The organism is Flavobacterium sufflavum (genome assembly GCF_004016525.1).
Taxonomy (GTDB): domain Bacteria; phylum Bacteroidota; class Bacteroidia; order Flavobacteriales; family Flavobacteriaceae; genus Flavobacterium; species Flavobacterium sufflavum.
In genome coordinates this window covers 168337-185297 of record NZ_SACJ01000006.1, presented here as the reverse complement: position 1 = coordinate 185297, position 16961 = coordinate 168337, and the positions used below count along the sequence as shown (strand labels likewise).

The 16961-nt window shown below is 31.5% G+C and carries 18 protein-coding genes; 8 read left to right on the top strand and 10 right to left on the bottom strand.

The genetic code is table 11. The annotated features are described in order from the left end of the window. Positions 1–225: 225 nt before the first annotated feature. The 9 genes from EOD40_RS11615 to EOD40_RS11575 form a co-directional block, all read right to left on the bottom strand. Positions 226–2385 carry a TonB-dependent receptor gene (locus EOD40_RS11615; protein WP_128195698.1) on the bottom strand — a complete coding sequence of 720 codons (2160 nt, stop codon included), beginning with the start codon at positions 2383–2385 and terminating at the stop codon, positions 226–228. A gap of 83 nt (positions 2386–2468) precedes the next feature. Beyond that, a complete protein-coding gene (locus EOD40_RS11610; protein WP_128195696.1) occupies positions 2469–2789 on the bottom strand; it encodes a hypothetical protein in 321 nt (106 codons plus the stop codon). Positions 2790–2878: 89 nt separating this feature from the next. Then, positions 2879–4429 carry a SulP family inorganic anion transporter gene (locus EOD40_RS11605; protein WP_128195694.1) on the bottom strand — a complete coding sequence of 517 codons (1551 nt, stop codon included), beginning with the start codon at positions 4427–4429 and terminating at the stop codon, positions 2879–2881. A gap of 64 nt (positions 4430–4493) precedes the next feature. Further along, positions 4494–4850, bottom strand: a complete 357-nt coding sequence (locus EOD40_RS11600; protein WP_231129620.1) for an META domain-containing protein — start codon at positions 4848–4850, stop codon at positions 4494–4496. Between the two features lie 75 nt (positions 4851–4925). Then, entirely contained in the window at positions 4926–5549 is a 624-nt protein-coding gene (locus tag EOD40_RS11595) for a Pr6Pr family membrane protein (RefSeq protein WP_128195690.1), read from the bottom strand. Between the two features lie 345 nt (positions 5550–5894). Further along, complete coding sequence (locus EOD40_RS11590; RefSeq protein ID WP_128195688.1) at positions 5895–6893, bottom strand: PAS domain-containing protein; 999 nt, start codon at positions 6891–6893, stop codon at positions 5895–5897. 10 nt (positions 6894–6903) lie between these two features. Continuing rightward, entirely contained in the window at positions 6904–7338 is a 435-nt protein-coding gene (locus tag EOD40_RS11585) for a response regulator (RefSeq protein WP_128195686.1), read from the bottom strand. A gap of 5 nt (positions 7339–7343) precedes the next feature. After that, on the bottom strand, positions 7344–8768 hold the full coding sequence (locus tag EOD40_RS11580) for a sensor histidine kinase (RefSeq protein ID WP_231129619.1): 1425 nt from the start codon (positions 8766–8768) through the stop codon (positions 7344–7346). Between the two features lie 854 nt (positions 8769–9622). Beyond that, positions 9623–10600 (bottom strand): GlxA family transcriptional regulator, encoded by a 978-nt coding sequence (locus tag EOD40_RS11575; RefSeq protein ID WP_128195684.1) that lies wholly within the window; start codon positions 10598–10600, stop codon positions 9623–9625. A 249-nt stretch (positions 10601–10849) separates the two neighbouring features. Between EOD40_RS11575 and EOD40_RS11570 the strand changes: the two genes are divergently transcribed. From EOD40_RS11570 to EOD40_RS11540, 7 genes are all read left to right on the top strand, one after another. Then, complete coding sequence (locus EOD40_RS11570) at positions 10850–11131, top strand: antibiotic biosynthesis monooxygenase (protein ID WP_128195682.1); 282 nt, start codon at positions 10850–10852, stop codon at positions 11129–11131. Between the two features lie 30 nt (positions 11132–11161). Beyond that, a complete protein-coding gene (locus tag EOD40_RS11565; RefSeq protein ID WP_128195680.1) occupies positions 11162–11740 on the top strand; it encodes a DUF1572 domain-containing protein in 579 nt (192 codons plus the stop codon). After that, positions 11733–12251, top strand: coding sequence for a DinB family protein (locus EOD40_RS11560; protein WP_128195679.1), 519 nt, complete (start codon positions 11733–11735; stop codon positions 12249–12251). The genes EOD40_RS11565 and EOD40_RS11560 overlap by 8 nt, the downstream gene beginning before the upstream one ends. 76 nt (positions 12252–12327) lie before the next feature. Then, on the top strand, positions 12328–13155 hold the full coding sequence (locus tag EOD40_RS11555; RefSeq protein WP_128195677.1) for an isocitrate lyase/PEP mutase family protein: 828 nt from the start codon (positions 12328–12330) through the stop codon (positions 13153–13155). 8 nt (positions 13156–13163) lie between these two features. Then, positions 13164–13649: a nucleoside deaminase gene (locus tag EOD40_RS11550; RefSeq protein ID WP_128195675.1), complete on the top strand. Its 486-nt coding sequence runs from the start codon at positions 13164–13166 to the stop codon at positions 13647–13649. Positions 13650–13715: 66 nt separating this feature from the next. After that, positions 13716–14240, top strand: a complete 525-nt coding sequence (locus EOD40_RS11545; RefSeq protein ID WP_128195673.1) for a DinB family protein — start codon at positions 13716–13718, stop codon at positions 14238–14240. 746 nt (positions 14241–14986) lie between these two features. Next, positions 14987–16063, top strand: a complete 1077-nt coding sequence (locus tag EOD40_RS11540; protein ID WP_164905476.1) for a hypothetical protein — start codon at positions 14987–14989, stop codon at positions 16061–16063. On the opposite strand, the gene EOD40_RS17960 is transcribed toward EOD40_RS11540, so the two are convergent. Beyond that, positions 16040–16210, bottom strand: a complete 171-nt coding sequence (locus tag EOD40_RS17960; protein WP_164905475.1) for a hypothetical protein — start codon at positions 16208–16210, stop codon at positions 16040–16042. The two genes, EOD40_RS11540 and EOD40_RS17960, sit on opposite strands and share 24 nt — an antisense overlap. 423 nt (positions 16211–16633) lie before the next feature. On the opposite strand from EOD40_RS17960, the gene EOD40_RS11535 reads away from it, so the two are divergent. Next, a complete protein-coding gene (locus EOD40_RS11535; protein WP_128195669.1) occupies positions 16634–16939 on the top strand; it encodes a helix-turn-helix domain-containing protein in 306 nt (101 codons plus the stop codon). The last annotated feature ends 22 nt before the right edge of the window (positions 16940–16961 follow it).

Here is a 16961-nt window from a genome sequence, read left to right as displayed (position 1 = left end):
GATATAAAGATTGCTTAGGGAAATTATTATTCTATGATCACTATAAAACAGAAAAAGATGCCTAACAGCATCTTTTCTTACATAATTATTACGGTCTTCAAATCTCACAGCTTAAAAATAGTACTTTTTAAAACCACCTCCAATTCCGTTCAACTGGAGTTTCATTGTTAGTTTTTCAAGACCAACGAACTCTGGTTATTGTTTACAGTGCTTATATCGATGCAATTAGATCCTAATTTTCACCCCACCATTCAATATAAATCCGTCTGTTGGTGTGTAAACTTCCCTAAATTGTGGATTTTGGATTGTTCCCGAATACATATTCTCCCATTTCGATTGTCGGCTGTCCAAAAAGTTTTCGAGGTTTAAGAACACACTAAAATACTTGAACTTGTATTCTCCCGAAACCCCCATAACCCAATAATCCCTAACTTTTTCGTTACTTGTCAAATACTGGTTTCCTACATAAAAAACTTCATAAGCAATTCGTAATTTTTCTTCCCATTCATACATCAAATTTGCGTTTATTCTATGTTTTGCTGTTAATGGATTAACTGTTGAATTATTATTAAAATTTCTCTGCGCATCAATATAAGTGTAACCAATGTAACAAGAAATGTCTTCAAAACGAAGCTTCACGTTTGTTTCAAATCCTTTGGTTTCAATATCTCCATTTGCATTTTCAAAGGCATAATTTGTAGAAAACGAAACTGAATTAAGAACTAAAGGTTTTTTAATAATGGTGTAAAAAAACATTTGGTTAATAGTAAAACTTACTTCGTCAAAAATGGTAGTTTTATAGTTTACATCCCCATTTAATCCATACGATTTTTCAGGACTAACTTTTGAAAAGTCAAGTGGATTTATATTTTGAAATGCTTTCTCTTCGGTTTCTTCTGAGAAAATGGTCGGTGATTTGTATCCTAAACCACCGCCAAATCTTGAAGATAATTTTTCGTTGATTTTATACAATAATGATAGACGAGGTAAAACAAAAACATTACTTCTATTTGTAATGTCTAATCGTAAACCGCTTTCCAAAATAAATTTTTCGTTTAAGTTCAGATTGTTTTGAGCAAAAACTCCAAAAGCTGCATTATAATAATCTAACATGTTAGTGACTAAATTCTTTTGTTTGAAATTGTCCGAAACCAAATTCGCCCCCAAATTCCATTCTGATTTTTCGTTTGGGATTAGATAATTGGCTTCTGTAAAAGTGGCTATTTGCTGTCCTTCAAAATTATACGCTTGTTTTTCAATTTTTCGATTAAAATAACCAACACTATTTTTAATTGTCAATATGTTTTTATCATCAAATATCTTTTCAAACTTTGACTGTGTTGAATAGCGTTTACTATTGTTTCGCTCAAAAAATGTATGTATAGTATCTACTTTGTTATCAATCACTTGCATATCTCCACCTATTCGCTTTTCAAATCCTGCGTTTACACCTAAACTAAATGTAGTTTTTTCGTTTGGATAATAGAAAAACTTGGGGTTTATAGTATATCTGTCAAATTTTGGAATATCTGAAAAACCATCATTATTCACATCATAAGCATTTTGAGAATTACCTGAAACGTACATAGTAAGTCCTGATTTTCGGTATCTTTCAGCATAAAAACCACTTAAATCTAAGGCCTGTGTCTGATTTATGTTTGCTAAAAATGAAATTTCTCTTTTGTCTGTTGGTTCTTTTGTTATGAGGTTTATTAATCCTGCAATTGCTCCACCTCCATAAAGTGTTGATGTGGAGCCTTTGATAACTTCTACACGTTTTAGATTCAATGGTGGAATTTGTAAAATACTCAAACCACTTGCAAAACCAGAATACAAAGGAAACCCGTCTTGTAAAAGTTGAGTATATTTTCCGTCCAAGCCCTGAATACGAATACTCGCACTTCCTGAAACTTGAGATGTTTGTTGCGTTTGAATGCCGGTGCTTTCAGTGAGCAGCATTTTTATGTTTCCAGGCTGCATTGAAGATTTTTCTTCTAGTTCTTCAGCAGCAATCACTTCGATTCGGGTTGGGGTGTTTTTTATTGTTCGGCTACTTCTTGTTGAAGTAACTTTAACTTCTTCAAGTTCTTCTGAAGTGGGTTCTAAAAATATTTCAATAATTTCATTTTGAGGAAATAAAATGTTCTTTTCAACTTTTCGATAACCAACAAAATTGAAAACAATGGTTTGTTTACCGTTAGGAATGTTTTCAAGTACTACAAAACCTTTCCCGTTGGAAGTGGAACTGTTTTGAGTTCCGTTTAGAAATACAGAAACGCTGTCGAGCGCTTCTTTTGTTTTTTCATCTTTGATGATTGCTTTAAAAGTGTTTTGGGCGGTTGCTAAAAATGGAAATAGCAAAAGAATGAATATTATTTTTTTCATTTTGGATTTAAATAGAATTGTTCTGAAATAGTAAAATGGACAACTGCGTAGCAATTGCCTAAAAAAGTCAAATCAGAAAAATATCAAATCAAATAGGAAGAATACAGAATAAAAAGCTTATCCCGTTTTGGAAAGAAAGAGTTTTTGTAAAATGAAACACATTTAGTAGATACGGATAAAATTCCGTTCAAATGGAATGGAATTGCTGTGTCCCAATTGATGTCGCCGTGTGGAATACTTTGTGTTATTCCGTCTGTAAATATTTGATTATCGAACTGTTGGATATAAATACGGCTCTCGTTTTCAAAATTAGCCTTTTCCTCAGTATCCGAAAATTCAAATACAGTATTGACATAGCAACACGAAATCAAAATTAGAAGTACTATTTTAGTATATCCTTTCATCGACACAAATGTACAAACTATAATTTTCTTTTACAGATAATAGAAATGTTCATTATGTAATATATTTGACGAATCCATATCTTTTTCAATTAATGCACTGCCATCACATTTACTTTCTCAATTCCTTTTAAATGCAATTCGATATGTCTGTAATGGGCCTTATTGTGATATTCACTTATAATCTCTAAAATATCGTAGTCAATGAAATTACATTCACTGCCATCAATTGTCAGCACGCTATATTCTGATACCTCGTCCAGTACTTTTCGTAATCTTACTTTGTTTAGAAAAGTAACATTGCTATTAAGCTTGATATAGTGCGTTTCAATTCCTTCATGTTTTGTTTTGGTGATTTTGTATTCTGCCCTGAAATTATTTTGGATGATGAAATAAACAGAAATTAAAAGTCCAATACTTACCCCTATGAGCAAATCGGTGGAAAGAATTACAATAATGGTGATTAAGAAAGGAAGAAACTGTTTCCATCCCAGGTTCCACATATTGCGAAAAAGTTTGGGTTTTGCCAGATTGTAACCCGTTACCAGCAATATTACTGCAAGAGAAGCATATGGAATTTTATTTAACAAAAACGGAAGAAATAACACGGCAAGCAGTAGAAAAATTCCGTGAGTAAAGGCTGAAAGTTTTGTTCTTCCGCCTGCATCTACATTAGCGGCACCTCTTACAACAACTGCAGTCATAGGGATAGCACCTAAAAGCCCGCAAGTCATATTTCCAATACCTTGTGCGATGAGTTCGCGGTTAACCGGTGTTATCCGGTTCCGCTTGTCTAATTTGTCGACGGCTTCAATGCAGAGTAAAGTCTCTAAAGTCGCAAGCAATCCAATAATAAGCCCGTCTTTCCAAATTGCTGCAGTAGAAAATAGTTTCGTAAAATCAGGAAAAGAAATACTTCCAAAAATATTGGAAGGAATATTTACTAATTGAGTTCCATTAAGTGAAAAATCAGGGGCTAAGCTCTTAAAAAAAATATTGATGATAATTCCAATTACAACAACCAAAAGCGGGACAGGAATTACCTTCATTTTTTTTGCAAAAGATTGTTGGAGTAAAACAAAGACAATTAAGGAAATTACTGTAATAAGAATTGCTCCCTTTGTAATATGATGATTTAAGCGGCCAAAATTTTCAAATGAATACTGCAAAGAAAGCAAATTGAAGAAACCACTTGTCCAAAAGTCAGGCTGGTCATAACCGAGAGCTAAAGGAATTTGCTTTGAAATAAGCATAATTCCAATTGCTGCCAACATTCCCTTAATAACTGATGACGGAAAATAATTGGCAATCGCCCCCAATTTTAAAAGCCCAAGAATGATTTGAAACAAACCTGCAACCATAACAGCAAGGAGAAATAACTTATAGTTACCAAGCGAAATAATGGAAGCAGCAACCAAAGTGGTCAAACCCGCAGCAGGTCCGGAAACAGCAAGCGATGCCCCACTGATTAAAGCCACAACAAGCCCGCCAATAATGCCTGATAAAAGCCCCGCATAAAGAGGCGCTCCTGATGCCAAAGCAATTCCTAAACAAAGCGGTAGTGCAACAAAGAAAACGGACAGACCAGCCGGAAGGTCGTGCCTAAACCAAATTATCCGATAATATTTAATGACACGCTTCATCTGGTTATCAAAATTATTCCATTAAAGACAAAAGACTAAAATTGTTTTGAATGTTTATGTTTCCTTATGGAGTTATTTTATTAAAACGCATCATAGGAACATCATCGATCATCAAGTTTAATTTTCCCTCCTTATCGATGTTGTACTTGTTTATTTTTTTTATGGTATTTAAAAAGAATTTTTCTCCTTCACCACAATACATCATTGTTGTTGGCCCCGGATCTCCGAATGAGATTTTGTCACCGCTGAATGTGTAGTCTGCGGAATAACCGTTACAACTGTCATTGCCTTCCACTTTTTTTGACGTGGGGTTAAATGAAATTTGTGGTTTTTTGTCAGGAAACAAACCGTCGAAAGCAATCCGGAGTCCCGAAAGGTATTCCAACTCCCAGGCACTTTTAAAGAGGTTCTCGCTTGTCATCTGTTTGGTTGAGGAACAGGAAGCAAAAAAAAGTGTCAGCATAAATAAAAAAATATATTTTTTTGGTTTCATATATTAAGTGGTTTTTGAATTATTTTTTTTAATTCCAATTAAGGTTAAAACACTCATAATAAAGACTATTAAAATCAAGATTAATGTAGTGTTTATAAGGGTATTCCCAAAGCCGATTTCAGATATATTCAAAAAAGGATAGGGATAAAAATCAGAAAAATAACCCCTTATAAAAATAAATATAATGAAAATTATCGGGTAGAAGAGCCAAATAATTACAGATTGAATTTTGGAATCGCTTTGTTCCGCATAAAAGAACCAACAAATAAATGTACACAACGGAATGATTGTATGTAATAATTCATCTACAACTAGTTGAAGCCCTGTTGGTTCCCAAGCACTTCTCAATACTACTTGGTAAACAAGACTAACTATAAGAATAAACGTGGTTAGGGCAGTAAATGTCCCATTTTTATAAAATAAGCCGAAACTCTTTCTTGAAAGGTTAAAGAATTTGACTGTAAAAAATAATGCGACAAGTATATTTGTCAATATAGTAAAGAAACTAAAAAAACGCAGAATGGTTTCAGGAATGTCAGCCTGCCTATTTTGAATAATCAGGACAAATTGCGCCACAATGGAAAACCACCCAAGAGAAAAAATAATTATTTCATATACTTTTTTCATTTTTTTGTTTAAATATATGCTCACCTTTATAGAGTGAGCATTTTATTTACTACTAAGATATAAAATTTAATCATCTAATACACTCTTATTTTGGTACATCCAAAGGGAGTCTTTTGCCAAACGGCCAGTTGTTACTAATCTAAAATCTCATCTGATCGATTAAAAAAATATAATATTAATTATAAATTGAAATAAATTATCTGGGTTTTCTGCAATACGATTGCACAACTACGATACTTTTCTATGAGCAATATATTGGCGACTGGGTGCATTCGTTCCAGTTATTAAGAATGTGCCTTGGAATATAAAACCAAAAAATGAAGGGAGCACATAAAATCTTACTTATTATCCCTTTATTTCATTTTCTGCTTTATCTTTTGAGTTTTGAATAAAATGATTCAGCTCATGTGTAAACTCTTCAAGATCAATTGCGGATTGTTTCATGTAATCGACTATTTTTTTAAATTCCACTGGATTATTTATTGACTCATCGAGTGCATCTGATAGGCCTAAAATATTTGCAATAGGTTGTCTCACTCTATGAGAAATCATAAAAATCATTTCTTTGAGCTGGGTTATATGATCTTTTAGGTTGGTAATATCAGCTACAGCTCCCACTATCCTAATGGGTTTTCCGTTTTGGTCGCGGAGCAAATAACCCTTATCATAAAAATAATAAACTTTTCCTTTATTATCAAGATAACGATATTCGCCAGACCAAAAAATTTCTTCACTTTCAAAAAAATTGGAAAGGTCATTCATTACTCCATCACGGTCATCAGGATGAATAGAATTTGTCCAACTTGAATGTTCTGACCACTGTTCCTCTTTTTTAATCCCCATTAAATTGTAATAGGCATCATTCCACCAAACAACGTCATCGTTTATTTTCCATTCGTAAATAATATTATTGGAAGCACGGGAGGCTAGGGAGAAGCGTTCATTAACTTCTCTATTTTCTTTCTTTTCTTTAGCTTCTTCCAGTGCGCGGATTATTTTGGGAGGTAATGTGAATAATCGATCCTTTATTGTATAATCAGTGATGCCTTTTTTTATGAGTTCTACCGCATTTTCTTCACCAATAGCACCTGAAACAATAATAAATGGGATATTGGAACATTTTTTTTTCTTAATGAGGAAAGCAGTAATGCCATCAAATGAGGGAAGATTATAATCGGATAATATGATATTGGGTTTAAAGTTATGAAGTGCCTTCTCAAATGCATCACGTGTTTCAACAATTTCCGAAATAAAAACCAATCCGGATTTCTTCAGTTCACGCTGAAGCAAATCGACATCGTGTTTATTGTCCTCAAGTATTAATATTCTTAATGTATCATCCATGGTATGTGTATTATTGTGGTGGTTGGTTTAATATCATCCAATATAATCCCAAATCGCTTATCGCTTTGATGAAATGGTCAAACTCTACAGGTTTTACCACATAACTGTTTACGCCCAATCGGTAGCATTCCTGGATATCTGGATCTTCTTTTGAAGAGGTGAGTACCACAACAGGGATTCTTTTTGTGTGCTCATCCGATTTTATTCTCCGTAATACTTCAATGCCGTTTACTTTCGGCATTTTCAAATCCAATACAATTACACTTGGAAGGTTGTCTCTCTCTCGATAAGAATACTCGCCTTGTGCAAAGATAAAATCCAATGCTTCTGCTCCATCCTTAACATGAATTAACTTATTTGCCAGATTGTTTTTTTTCAGGGCACGAATAGTTAATTCGGCATCGTTTATATTGTCTTCCACTAAAAGAATTTGAAAGGTGTTCATATTGCTTAGTTTTTTGTTAATGAAAAATGAAAGGTTGCTCCTTTGTTTACGATTCCCTCTGCCCAAACTTTTCCTCCGTGTTTATTGATAATTCGATGCACAATCGCCAGACCTACTCCTGTGCCTTTAAACTCCTCATAGGAATGCAGGCGCTGGAATACACCAAACAATTTATCGGAATATTTCATATCGAAACCTACACCATTATCATTTATTGAAAATATAATTTCACCGTTTTTCTCTTCCGAAGAAATTTTCACGATAGGATTTTCTCCCTTTGAAGAATATTTAATGGCATTCGAAACAAGATTGAACATTACCTGGTGAAGCAAACTATAGTCTGCATTCACTTCATGGAGATTGGCTGCATTGATTTTGGCCTTGTGTGTTATTGATTTATTCATTTCATTGATTACGCTTTCGATTAGTTTATTCATATCTACTTCTGTTTTTAGTATCTCTTTTCGTCCGAGACGGGAAAAAGCAAGCAGATCATCTATGAGCGTCCCCATTTTGGTTGCACTGGATCGTATCGTTTCAAGAATGCGTATTCCTTCCTGATCCAAATTTTGTCCATAATCTTCATTGAGTATTTGTGAATATCCATTGATAGCACGCAGTGGAGCACGTAAGTCATGAGAAATCGAATAAGAGAAAGACTCCAATTCTTGATTTATTTCAATCAGTTTTTTTTCCGATTTTTTGAGTTCTTTGTTTGCCATAGCTAACTTCATTGTCTTTCTTTCTTTCATATCATTAAGCTCTTTTTGTAAGCGAATAGAATTGAGGAGATAAGATTTTGCTTGATATTGAAATCGGAATACAAAAAACCATCCAACTGAAAGGATAAATATTATGAATCCCATTATCAATAATTCCGAATGAAAACTTTTTTTCAAAGTATTTTGTTGCTCTTTAAAAAAAACATCCAATTGAGAAGCAAGTTGATCCATACCTGCTTTATATATTATTTTCTGTTTCTCGTATTCATTACTAAACAATATTGTACGTGCTTTGTCAAGCTGATTTTTATGAATAAAATAAAATGCATTGTTCTCCATTTTGACTAATTTAGTATTGGCAGAATCAGTATTGCTGACAAACTTTTTTATCAATATAGAAGGAACATTCATTTTTAATTTGTTTAAGATACTATCTAATTTTATTTCATACAGTCGATACCGTTTTTCCCAACGAGAATTCCCTGTTTCAGCCGCCATCCGAGCAGACATGGTAAGCACTTCGTCTAAATGAATTATACTTCCTTTTAATTTGATGATTTCAAAATTCCTTTCCGATAAAAAAGCATTTTTTTCATTTGAATGATAGTTTCTATATACCATCACTGATAATAAAATAACAGTGATAAAAATGGCAATTATCAGAAACCAACCAGAGAAATCTTTTTCTTTAGTTAATTTAGTTTCCATAAATTTAATTTGTAAAATCGGTTTTAATCAGATTATAGAGAATTTTTTCATGATTTGTCCCTTCCTAAAAAAACAGTACAGATTATTATCTAAAATCCAACATAAGTAATTACTTATGTTATAAAAGTACGCATTGTTTTTTTAAAACATACAATTTTGATTACAAATTATCATTTTTTTTCATTGCCTGAACACTTAACATAGTGAACCAAAACGATTATTCAAGAAATTGTAAGAGAATTGAAATACTAATATAGTTAGACAAAAATAAATCCAGCTGTATTGTTTTTATTCAATTTTAAGCTGCTAATTGAATTTTAGGAAATGGGAACAGCTTGTACCAATTTTTAGTATTTCCTAGTCATAAGCTAAATATAAATAATAGGCATCTACAGTGTTGTTTTTATATATGGCCACAATCATGCAGTGTTTATATTCTTGTCAAAAGGCTTATCACGTCACGCTTCAGCGATTATTGTGGTAAATTAACATTGAATTCAGCCTTAATCGTTTTTTGTATATATGGAGAGTCTTTAGGCATTTTTTTCTGGAAATATTCGTTACATTAAAAGGGATATATGATGCGATTGAAGCTTATAAAACTTCAAACTTACTTGAAAGTTTGAAAAACACCATGGAGATAAAGTAGTTACACTTTTCAAAACTTGGACTGAGACTTGAAAAAATGCTGAATATAGGAATTGGAATATTAAAATGCTTAGACACAAAAACCTGAGAACTACACAGCATTACGCAAAAGTATTAGATAGTAAAGTAAGTGAGGATATGAGAGTTTTAAAAGATAAATTCAATAATATTGAAATACAAAAAAAGAAACAAGTACAATAAACCATTTAAGATAAAACAATTTTATTGTATTTGTTTCTATACTCTATAGGAGTTAATCCTGTGATTTTTTTAAACATAGTTCTAAAAGCCTTACTATCAGTATAACCAATTTCAAGCATAACATCATTTATATTTTTATTACTGTTCTCAAAACTGCGCTTGGCAGCTTCGATTTTAACTCTATGAATATATTCTAGAACTGAATTGTTAGTCGCTTTTCTAAATCGTCTTTCAAAAGTTCTTCTACCTAAAAGTGACCTATCCGCTAAAACCTCAACGTTAATTCGATCTTCAATATTATTTTCAATGTATTCTTGAGCTAGTTTAATAATTTCATCATTATGATTTTTTTGTCCTCTAAATATCGAAAATGCAGACTGACTTTCTCTGTCAATATCTATAGCAAAAAATTTAGAGGCTAAAATTGATATCGAACGATTAGTATGCTTTTCAGCTATGTGTAATAATAAGTTCCAATAGGAACTGGCTCCACCACTCGAGTAAATACCTTGATCTTCAGTTATAATTGCATTATCAACTAATTCAACTTGTGGGTATAAAAAACGAAATTTATCCGCTAAAAACCAATGTGATGAACATTTTTTATTATTTAACAATCCTGTAGAAGCAAGAAAAAATGAGCCTAAACATAATGAAACCAATTCAGCTCCATTTTCGTACTGTTTGATTATCCATGGAATGAATGCTTTATTGAGCTGTAAAGCTTCATTCATGTCGCCACTCAATGGAGTAACAAAAACAATATCAAAAGATTTATCTTCTTCTAATAATGTGTCAACTGTTACACTGTACTTTCCATTATTCAGCTCAACGACTTTGTTCAAGCCTACTAGTTGAATAGTAAAAACCGGTTCCATTCTTCTATTTATTAAAATTTGATTGATTACTTCAAAAAAATGCTCAACATCAGTAATGACATTTATCAGTGTAGTTTCAGGTACTAATACAGCAATCTTTTTCATACAATTAACTTTAAATTGTTTATAAAATATATTGTTCTTGCAATTGTAAAGTTAATAAAAAACATTGTCGCAAAACACCTTTATATTATCATAAATACACATTTCTAATCAAATCTTATATTCTAAATTTGATATAATAAAACAAACAAATACAAATTATCACAAATTGACATTTACACAAGAGTAGTACTTATCATATATTTTGTTGTTATTTCAATTTTAAAATAACCAACTTTTAATACTTGAAAAATGAAATACGTCTTAATAATCCACGAAGTTGAAAATTACATCACTTGGAAAAAAATATTTGATAGCGCTAGTCAAATTCGAAAAGAAGCTGGTGAAATATCCTATCAGGTACTTAAATACGAAAATGAACAAAACAAGATTGTACATTTCTCGATTTGGTCTTCGCTTGAAAAAGCAAAACAATTCTTTGAATCTCCCAAACTAATCGAAATTAGAAAAGAAGCAGGAGTAGAATCACCTGAATTTATCTATTTAGATGAATTGGAATCTGGAATCTTATAATAAATAGCATCAACCTAAAAAAATAACAATATGGATATTAATTATTTAGAAAGTGCCAAAAAGCAATTTGAGTACTATAAAATCTTAGGTGATAAAACCTTTGCACAAATTCCAGATGAGAAATTGTTTTGGAAATTTAATGACGAAAGTAACAATATTGCCATTATTATAAAACACTTGAGCGGAAATATGCTATCCCGTTGGACAGATTTCTTGAATTCTGATGGAGAGAAAGAATGGAGACAGCGTGATGCTGAATTTGAGAATGATATTAAAACTAAAGAAGAACTTATTCAAAAATGGAATGAGGGTTGGGATTGCCTTTTCAAAGCATTAAATGCTTTGAAAGAAAAAGATTTATCAAAAACAATTTACATACGTAACCAAGGACATTCGGTTACAGAAGCTATCAATAGACAACTGGCACATTATCCTTATCACGTTGGACAAATAGTATTTATTGGTAAAATGATTTGTAACGAAAAATGGACTTCCCTTTCTATTCCAAAAGGCAATTCAACTAATTATAATGCAGAAAAATTTTCTAAACCCAAACACAACGAACACTTTACCGAAGAGTTCCTTAAAAATAAACCTAAAGATGAATAAAGAGGAGATTATTAACCATTTAAATACTGTGCATTTATCATTTTGGGAAACAGCTAATAAATTATCTAATGTCACCATTACAGCTGATGATAAATGGTCTGTAGAACAAAATACTGATCATCTTAATAAAGTTTTATTCCGGTTAAACAGCTTTTTGGAAATGCCAAAAGACACTATAAAACTCAATTTTGGATTATCAAATAGAAATTCAATAACCTTCAAATCATTAATTAAAGTTTATGAAATGGCTTTGAAAAATGGAGTAAAATCAACTGCTCCATTTCTTCCTGATTCAAGTTTGAATATTTCTGAGTTAATCAAACAAGGAAAATCAATACTCTCTACTTTGATTTTAAACATGCAAAATTGGGAGGAAACCGATTTGGATCTGTACAATTGTCCGCATCCTGCTCTGGGTGAAATTACAGTTAGAGAAGTTTTGTTCTTTACAATTTATCATGCACAACATCACGAGAAGATGATTAAAAAATACACCTATGAATTGTATTAAAAATTTAATTTCTGGAGAAAAAGAAAATGATTTCGTTTAATCATATTTAAACCATATTTTTTTTAACTAATTAACTATGAAAAGCCAATACGAAAAAGCAGTACTATTTAAAAAACTGCACGATGACAAATCTACTTTTATAATACCAAACCCTTGGGATATTGCTTCAACTAAAATTTTATCATATTTTGGTTTTAAAGCATTGGCAACTTCAAGTGCTGCATATTCATTTTCGCAAGGAGTAGCTGATAACAAATTACCAATTGATAACGTTCTGGTTCATTTAGAAGAAATTGCATCTGCAACAGATTTACCTGTTAGTGCTGATTTAGGCAATGGCTTTTATGATACTCCAGAAAAAATATTCGAAACGATTAAGAAAGCTGCCAAAACTGGAATCGTGGGAGCCTCAATAGAAGATGTCAATTCTAAACTTGCCTATCCATTAGAATTCGCGACTGAAAGAGTTAGTGCTGCAGTAGAAGCATCTCGAAAATTAGATTTTCCTTTTATTCTTACCGCTCGTGCGGATAATTATTTTATTGGTAACCCAGACATAAAAGACACCATAAAACGGCTACAAGCCTACCAAGATGCTGGTGCCGATGTACTCTTTGCACCTGGGATTAAAACTCTAGAAGACATTCAATCAATCCTCCATGAAATAGACAGACCGTTAAATGTATTAATGGGAATAAAAGAAAGTAATCTAAACTTTGATGATTTGTCAAATATTGGAGTAAAAAGAATTAGTCTAGGAGCATCACTATACAGAAATGCCATGACAACTTTCATTGAAACTGTAAAGCACATTAATCAATATGGAGAATTTGATTATGCAGACAAATCAATTAACGCTAATGAAATTTACAATCTATTTATTTCAAATAGTAATAACTCATAATAAAAACAATGAAAAACGAATACAATGAAATATTCATGCAAAGAGCAATTGAACTTTCTCAAATAGCTTATAAAACAGGTAAGGGCCTTCCAATAGGTTGTGTAATTGTAAAAGATAACAAAATAATCGGTGAAGGACATAATGAAATTTTTTCAAGAAATAATCCTACCGCTCATGGAGAAATGGTAGCAATTGAAAATGCTTGTAAAAACCTAGGTGACTTAGCATTAACAGATTGTGCCATCTATACTACATTGGAACCTTGCCCAATGTGTCTTGGAGCTATTTACTGGGCTAAATTAAACGTAATATATTTTGCAAACTCAAATGAAATGGCTTCTAAAATAGGCTTTAATGATAATTTTATTTTTGACGAAATAAAACTTCAACCTGAAAAAAGAAAAATTCCAATGTTCAAAAAAGAAGATAGAAAAGCAATTAAAATTTTGACAGACTGGAAATCCAATGAAATTCCATCTTCTCAACCATGGTAAAACAAATAGTTTCAAAATAGAATCCAAACCACGCTTTTTATTGGAGATTTTATAAAAAATCAAATCATGAATTTCAACCTTAACAAATCAATCGAAATACTAGAAAGGACTCCAGCTTCACTATATTCTCTTTTAAACAATGTTTCTGAAGATTGGATATTAAATAATGAAGGAGGTCAAAGTTGGTCAGTATTTAATATTATTGAACATCTTATACACTGCGAAAAAGACAACTGGATACCTCGAACTGAAATAATACTTACAAAATCCATTGTAGTACAATTTGAACCTTATGATGGAGTTAGTCAAATTAAAAAGAGTAAAAATAAAACACTTACAGATTTATTAAATGAATTTATTAAAGTACGTTCCATAAGTATTGAAAAACTAAGGGATTTAAATTTTTCAGAAGAACAATTATTAAAAGAAGCAATCCATCCGGAGCTTGGAATAGTTAATTTATCTCAATTACTTTCTACTTGGGTTGTACACGACCTGGATCATCTTGCACAAATATCACGTGTTATGGCAAAACAATATAAAAATGAAGTGGGGCCATGGATTCATTACTTAAAAATTTTAAAAGCATAAAAAGTATGAGCAACCTAATACAACACATAAAGCAAAAACACTCACAATTAGCCTTTCATTAAAGAAATTTTAAAAATACAGAAATGTCCAACTAAATACCACGGGTTTGTCATTTTTATAGCGAAATATCAGTAATTAACACTACTGATATTTCTCGTATTGTAAAACCACAGTTGTCCAAAATGTAAAATAATCATAATTACAATTGATTGTTATATCAGGACTTCAAAATCCAGTTCAAATACATAATTTCTAAACTGGAAAGAATACCTTTTTTAAACTATTCAATTGTATAGTCAATAAATAGCATAAAAAAATTACATTCAATAGTTTTACAATACATGAACAACAAATACCTACTTGAAAAATTTGACATTCTAATAAGTGAAATACAAAATTCAGAAAATATCACCTCTGAATATATGATAACACTTTTATATACTGAAATACCACAAAGTCATATAATTTATGAAGTAGAATTTTCAAATTCAAGCACAAAACAACCAATTCGTATTTCGAAAGGAATAAACAACTTAGATCCTCTTGCCCCCATTCTAAAGAAATCTCGAACAAAACTTCCTGAAGAAATACTAAAATGGATTCCTAATATTGAGAAACAACTACAAATTAATAAAAACACATATAACTGTTTTTTGGATAAAAAAAGTGCAAAATTATATTGTTTAGTTAATTGCAAACTAGAAAGCCATTCCGACCAAGATCTTTTTTTATACTATTGTAACTCGGTGTTAAAAAAAGAATTAGAAACAATCAAAAAAAGAATTAAAGAAGTCGTTGCTTCCTTATCATCAAAGGAAGAAATCCAAACGTTCATACAAAAAAAGCATTCTAACATACAACGTTTATTGGACAAATTACTTACTGAGATTAATCCCAATACATTTGATGAATTATATGAACATTGCAATAATTGCTGTGAAATAAAAGGACTTAAACTTACTTATCAATATCTCGAAAAATTAATCTATTACTTAGAAACAGACCACTATCCATATCTTGACAAAAAAGAGAAAGCATCGAACAAAATCATTTTGGATACCAGAAAGAAAATAGAGCAGCAATATAAGCAGATATGTTCCTATTACAATCAGTCACAACACGACACAAAAGTAGTGAAGCTCATAATTGATAGTCTTTCTAAAATCATAGAAACACAACTATATCATACGGTTACCTATGATGAGTTAAATTATGCTATAGAATTCATAACTAAACTTTTACACTTAGTCAAAAACAAAGAAAATTTAACCTTTTTAATCACACATTTACTCCTTTTAAATTTCAATTCTTTTGATTTCTTCGATTATTATACAGATACAATTATCAAAGAATTAGAGATACAATCATCAGAAATCGAACAAATAAAATTACTATACAAATACCTCAAATCCACTAATCAAAAACAGCTACAAATTCAAAGCAAATTAGTACAAAATCTTCCCTCAACCAAAGAACAAATTGTAGCTTGGATTGAAGAAGAAATTCATTATTTAAATCAAAAGAGAATACTAGAGTCCTATCAACTAGCCAAACCAGAAAATCAGGAAGTAAACGATAAAATACTAACCGGATTATCAGTACCTCAACTCAGTTATTTCTTTGGGTTATTAATTCAATCGGGAATCATCCAACCACCAACACAAAGAGCAGTTTTCAAATTCATTTCGAATCATTTTAAGACCAAAATGACCAATTCAATTTCGGCTGATAGTTTGAATTCAAAATTTTATAATGTCGAAACCACTACAAAGAATGCCGTAAGAGAAAAAATAATCGAATTATTGAATTTTACGAAGTTGTAGTACTTCTTTAAGAAGTCTCCATCCAAAACCTTCCATCCCAAGTAAGTGCTCATTATCAAAAACTAATAAAGCGGCCACACTTGGGATTTTTTTCGCGTTCATAAATTCTTGAAGTTCTGGCGATATAATCTCCTGTGTTGCATTCATAATTTTAAAGTATAAAATTTAAAATCACGTCCCAACTGGAGTTGCTATAAACAAACTGCGTGGGACATCGATCACCAGCCACAGAGGTACCGCCAAGCACCCACAGCTCCGATAAACCGAGCCCACGCATTGCGTAGGCGACAGTTTATTTGTAGAGCTTGTTTAGAATTTTTGGCGGTTTTCTGTGGCTCGAAATAACTTTCGCTAATATGTTGTAAGAGGACAAATCCTCTGTATTTATTTACAAAGCAAATCTAATCATAAAACAAGATAAATACAATTAATCTGGCTTGTTTTAAAAAACTTTTTTTGTCTAATTGCTTTGTTTTTACTGCTATTTGCTGGGGGTTGTACAACCCCCACAACTGTTTTGGTTCAACTTAATTATTTCTCTTTGTCAATAATAATTAAAATCACAACATTATGGCAATTGAAGTTATTACCCGAGAAGACTTAAACGAGTTTAGAAATTTATTGTTAAACGATTTAAAAGAAATTCTTCAGTCAAAACCTGAACAACCCAAACAATGGCTCAAATCTAATGAGGTTCGCAAACTATTAAATATTTCTCCTGGTACTTTACAAAATCTCCGTATTAATGGAACATTATCCTATACCAAAGTTGGCGGGATTATTTATTATGCTTACAGCGATTTATTAAAGGTGTTAGAAGAAAATAAAGTAGATGCAACTGTTACTCTGTTCAATCCAAAATGGTTAGTGAGATAAATTAAACAATCATTGTTTTCTC